Origin of the sequence: Okeania sp. SIO2F5 (genome assembly GCF_010692685.1) — a bacterium.
In the GTDB taxonomy this organism is placed as follows: domain Bacteria; phylum Cyanobacteriota; class Cyanobacteriia; order Cyanobacteriales; family Microcoleaceae; genus Okeania; species Okeania hirsuta.
Genome location: NZ_JAAHGU010000241.1, coordinates 1 through 5,770, shown reverse-complemented (window position 1 = coordinate 5,770; position 5,770 = coordinate 1). Strand labels below are relative to the sequence as shown.

The 5,770-nt window shown below is 33.6% G+C and carries 3 protein-coding genes; all 3 read left to right on the top strand.

Translation table 11 applies throughout. From position 1 onward, the window contains the following. The first annotated feature begins 652 nt into the window (after positions 1-652). Entirely contained in the window at positions 653-3,109 is a 2,457-nt protein-coding gene (locus F6K27_RS32195) for an exonuclease domain-containing protein (protein ID WP_287279952.1), read from the top strand. 317 nt (positions 3,110-3,426) lie between these two features. Continuing rightward, positions 3,427-4,845 carry an aldehyde dehydrogenase family protein gene (locus F6K27_RS32190; RefSeq protein ID WP_287279950.1) on the top strand — a complete coding sequence of 473 codons (1,419 nt, stop codon included), beginning with the start codon at positions 3,427-3,429 and terminating at the stop codon, positions 4,843-4,845. Next, the gene (locus F6K27_RS32185) at positions 4,845-5,225 is read left to right on the top strand and encodes a DUF2784 family protein (RefSeq protein ID WP_287279948.1); all 381 of its coding nucleotides are present in this window, start codon (positions 4,845-4,847) and stop codon (positions 5,223-5,225) included. The genes F6K27_RS32190 and F6K27_RS32185 overlap by 1 nt, the downstream gene beginning before the upstream one ends. Positions 5,226-5,770 lie beyond the last annotated feature (545 nt).

Sequence of the window (5,770 nt, the reverse complement as noted above, 5' to 3'; positions counted from 1 at the left end):
ACTAAGGAAATAAGAGTTTTCCGATGGCCAAATATTTAACCTCCTTTAAGATTAGCCATGGAAGGCTAGATATATCTGCTTTTCAGCAGTTTGACTAACCAACGAGTCGCACACTAACACTTCCATCGGCATCGCACCAACGTAACCAAGTACCATGAATATTTTCAAATTTACCATTCCAAAGAGTTAATCCCAGATTTACATCCGCAAACCAAGCATCATTTTTAGGGATGTCATTTCAGTTATCAGTTATCAGTATTAAACCGGAACGATATTATACCAATTATCATGCATTAAGTAAGCATTCAGCCGTCACTAATCAGCCATCAGCTATTGCTTTTAGTTTTATATAAAAGCTTTACTAATTGAGTCAGAATTTATACTTACTACAAAAGCTGGCTGAAACAATCTATATTTATTTAAACTTCCCTCATGAGAGCTGATAGCTGACAGCTAATAGCTGTTTGCGCAGCATTCCGCAGGAAATGCTTACTGCATTAATGCTATATTTAGGTAATACTTCAGTTATTAAGTAATTAATACTGACATTATCACTTTTTTCCTAATAATTAGCAAGTTAATGTTAATTATTCTTATGTTTACTACTCCCCTACTCCCCTACTCCCTCACTCCCCTATTTCCCAATACCTGAATGTTTAAAGATTATCTAGTAGTTGATACTGAAGGAAATCCTCTGCTCAAGGAAATTGCTGTAGTTAATTGTTTAGGAGATTTGATTTTTGAGGCAGTAGTTACTAACAATTATCAACCTTTAGAACCATCGACTAGAGGGCAATATTTAACAGAGGTACTCAACAAATTATTAGAGGTTATTCAAGAGAAAGTTCTTGTGTTTCATTACGCGGAACATGACTTAAAGGTTTTATATTATTCTTTTAAAGTGGCGGGTATTACTTTTCCCAAATTGCAGACTTATTGTACTTATGAATTAAGCTTATTTTTTTATCCTCAAATTCCCAGTTATTCTCTGGAAAATCTCTGTAAATTTCTCCATCTAAAAGTAGCAGGTAAACGTTTTAATTCTGCCTTGGCTCATCGTGCCAAATATGATGCTCTTTTTACTTATCAACTTTATCAAAATCTAATGCAACAATCTACCAAAATTAAATTAAAATCTCAAACCGATCCTTTTGTTAATAATCGAGTTGATACACCTTTTCAACAACATCCAGAGCGGCGAGAAGTTTTCGAGAGTGAATTTAATGATTTAAAAATAGTTGTAGAAGAAATTAGTCAAGACTTAAATCATCAGAGTAGGGGTATTGTAGTTATTGGAGAACCAGGGTCAGGAAAAACTCATTTGATGATGAGACTTGCTCAAGATATTTTAGAGACTAATCGTCTTTTATATATCCGACAACCTAATAATGCCCAAGCTGTAATTTTTCATACTTATAGCCGAATTATTGAGTCTTTAATTGAGCCTGTACAGTCAAGTTATCACAATCAATTAGAATATTTAATTGCTCATAGTTTTGCTCAAATTATGGAAAATTTACAGAGTAGTTCAACTGTTTTAACTCAGAGGGACAAAAAAGTCTTAGAAGTTATGCAAAAGAGTCCTCTAAAATTATTTTCCGATTTAGCTAAGGCAGAGACTCAAACTAAAAGGAATTACTGGGAACATATTGAAAAACGTGCTCTAAATTGGTGGGATAAAAACTATTCGCCTGCTGGATATGCACCTCAAATTTTTAAGGGTATTCTGAGATTTTGTAGATATAGTGACCCTTCTCGCCGACGAATTGTTACTCAGTGGTTGGCAATGAATGATTTACCTACTGAAGAGTTAGAAAAGGTACAACTTTTACCTTGGTCTGAAGAAATGAGTAGGGAAGAAGTATCTTTAGAAGCAATTAAGGTTTTAGGGTGTTTATCTGTGTTAGAAAAGCCTTTACTTTTAATATTTGACCAATTGGAAGGGTTAGGTCAGGAACACAATAAACGTTTACTTTGGAGTTTTGGAGAATCTATCAAAGAAATATTAACTCATGTGCCGAATAGTTTGGTAATTTTAAATTTATTTCCCCATCGTTGGCAGCAGTTTAAACAAGTTTTTGATGGTTCTGTAGTGCATCGGATTTCTCAATCGGAAATTGTGCTAAAAAAACCTCCTATTTCTGCTTTAAAAAAGTTATTGAATCTCAGAGCTGAAATGGTGGGTTTTACAATTGAGGAATTATTTACAAATTCAGAAATTGATAAAATTGTACGAGCAAATTCTATTCGGGGGGTTTTAAGCACTGCATCTAATTTTTATCGAGAGAAGGTTTATAATATTCCTTTACCAAAAAAATACGATATTGATTCTCCTTCGACTACTCCGAATTTGGCATCATTTACAATTTCTTGGCCAGAACTAAGTGAACGCTTGGATAGGATGGAAAAATTGATGTTTAAAATTGCAGAAAAACTGGATATTGAGGTTGAAAATTTGGCAGAGGAAGCTGTTGCTATTTCAGTTCAATCAGAGGCTTTTGCGAAAGATGAAGTTGTACTTGATGAGTCTGTTTTAGTTTCTACAAGAGATACTATACAGGAATATTTCAATCGACAAAAAGCAAAATTAAAAGCTACGTTTGTGGGGCATCAAATATTAACTGATTTAGATGATGTTGGTAAACTAGAAATGATTATTCGGTTTTTTAAAGATAGTTGGGATAAGTTAGAAATAGAAGTTTTAAGTTTAGGCAAACGAGTTACTCCAGAACATTTAGTTATTAAAATCGAACAACATCAATGTGTAATTGCTTTTCTACATGAGGGGGGGTCTAAATTTTTTGCTCGGATCAGAAATTATAATGAATTAATGATCTACCATCCATCACTACAGTTTAAACTTTGTCGGGATGAAACAGATTATCCAATTACAGGCACAAAAAGTCGTCAGCAATTAGATAATTTTAAGAGTTTGCCCAGGGGAGATTTAATTATTTTAAATTCAGAACAGCGAATTTTATTTGAGTCAATTTATCAAACTATTGTTGATGTGCAAAACCTAGATTTAGAAGTAAGTGTCGATGAAGTTATAAAATTTATATCTTCCGAATATAGCAATTTTTGGTTGTGGAAGATTCTGCCAATTTGAAGTAAGTTTTTAAACAATTAGGCGATCGCCTATAGAACTCTTATATATGTCCTGAAATTAGAATTATAGAGTTTATATAATATGATATAATTCAATATTTAGTAAAACATTTCATAGATCAACTCGTAGTTCTGTTAACTATGTTTCAAATATATCTTTAGCCTTAAAGTACGAAGATTTCCTATCCCTGCTTAAATATAAAATCTGGTTATACAGTATATGTTTATAACTATACTTCAATATTCAATCTCCCTTACTCCCCCACTCCCCAACTCCCCCACTCCCCAACTAAAATGTCCCAAACCCCCTGATTTAATATGGTCAATCAAATGAAAATTCGTAACCCGCGCACTGGTATAAATGATTATTTCATTACCCAACCAACTGTAGAACAAATTGCTACTAAATGTCTTAATTTACGATCTGCTCAAATTGAGTGGGAAAAGTGTGGAATAGAACAACGTATTCAGGCAATACAACAATGGAAAGAAACTATATTTTCTCATCGGGAAAAACTAATACAGGCATTAGTAAATGATACAGGTAGACTAATAGAATCAAGACTAGAAATGGACTCTGTGACTAATAGTATAGATAGATGGTGTAAGTTAGCACCGCAACTCTTATCAACTGAGTCAACCAAAACTACAACAATTCAATTTATTCAACTACAAAATCAATTTTCACCTTATCAGTTAGTTGGTATTATTAGTCCCTGGAATTTTCCTTTATTACTTTCTTTAATCGATGCAATTCCAGCTTTAATTGCTGGTTGTGCTGTGGCAATTAAACCAAGTGAAATTACTCCGAGATTTATCCAACCTCTGTTAGACACTATTGCTAAGATTCCCTTGTTGTGTGATGTTTTTACTTATATTGAAGGAGCTGGAGAAACTGGCGCAGCTTTAATAGAATATGTAGATTTTATTTGTTTTACTGGTAGTGTTGCCACAGGTAAAAAAGTTGCCGAAGCAGCAGCAAAAAGATTTATTCCAGCTTGTTTAGAATTGGGAGGTAAAGACCCGGCAATAGTGTTAGCTTCAGCAGATTTAGAGTTAGCAACATCGGCACTTTTATGGGCTTCAGTTGTTAATACGGGGCAGTCATGTTTATCAATTGAACGTATTTATGTGGCCGAATCAATTTTGATAGAATTTATTACTAAACTTACCGAAAAAGCTAAAGGTCTGAAATTAGCTTATCCCAATGTTGAATCTGGAGAAATCGGACCAATTATTTCCACAAAACAAGCTGAGATTATTAGAGAACATTTACAAGATGCTGTGGCTAAAGGTGCGGTTATTCATTGTGGAGGAAATGTCGAAAATTTAGATGGTGGTTTCTGGTGTTTACCCACAGTTTTAAATCATGTAAATCATAGTATGAAAATAATGACTGAGGAAACTTTTGGACCAATAATACCTGTGATGTCTTTTACTACTGTTGAAGAGGCGGTAAAATTAGCAAATGATACAATTTATGGATTAAGTGCTGCTGTTTTTGCTGCTTCTGAAGCTGAAGCTTTAACAGTTGCTAGTCAGATAAATGCTGGAGGTATTAGTATTAATGATGCGGGTTTAACAGCATTTATCAATGAAGGAGAAAAAAATTCTTTTAAGTTTTCCGGTTTAGGTGCTTCTCGAATGGGAGTTGATGGTATGAAAAGATTTATGCGGAAAAAATCGATTTTAAGTAAAGTAAATTCTGTAATTAACCCTTGGTGGTTTAAAAGTTGATGAATGAATTATCTCTGGATAAAAAATCAATTGTTTTTTTGCTCAAAATATTACATACTTCTGTCTTGATTTTTACCTTGACTGGATGGCTATTACCTAATAAATTGTTATTGATTTATTTAGTTTGGATACCACTAATGGTGATTCAATGGCAACTAAATCAAGAAACTTGTATATTGACAAATCTGGAAAATTATCTATTAGGTGAAACTAACAAACAAAAGTCAGAACAACAGGGTCAATTTGTGAAATATTTGTTTTTAAATTTATGCGGTTTTGTACCAGCAGATAACTTTTTAAAATATTTGATTTATTTCACGATTTTTTCCTGTTGGAGTATTGGAGGTTATAAATTTTATCTGTATTATTATGGCTATTGAAGAAGGTCGTAGGTAGTAGGTTTTAGGTGGTAGGTGGTACTTACAGCACTTTCCAATGTAATCAGGTACACCTTATTTTAAGGCAGAATTCAGAAGTCAAAAACTAAGAAGATTGGACTGTACCTCATAGCAAAGGAAACCACTGTATATTATGTCCGGATAATTAGGATTTGCTGATTAACTATCAAAGCATTGACAGATAAAGGTAAGTGTCTTCTGAGATCCCAAGAAAATGCGCTTGTTTTAGTTTAAAACGTTCAAAAAGGAGCGCATTTTGGGCAAATCAAGGACTGAAAAATTGAGGAACAATTCTTACTTCTACCTCCTCTAAATTCCCCGTTTCTCCTGACTCCTGACTCCTGACTCCTCTCTCGTTATTTATAACTATTCAACCGGACATAATATTATATATTTTTTCGGCTTTGTTGCATGAAAGTAGCGATCGCCAAAAACTCCCTTAGTTGGAAGTTAACTAGATTTCTACTTTGTAGCTCTGGGGTTTACCATTTTGAATCATCACGTTGAGTATGGAACATTGTATGAAT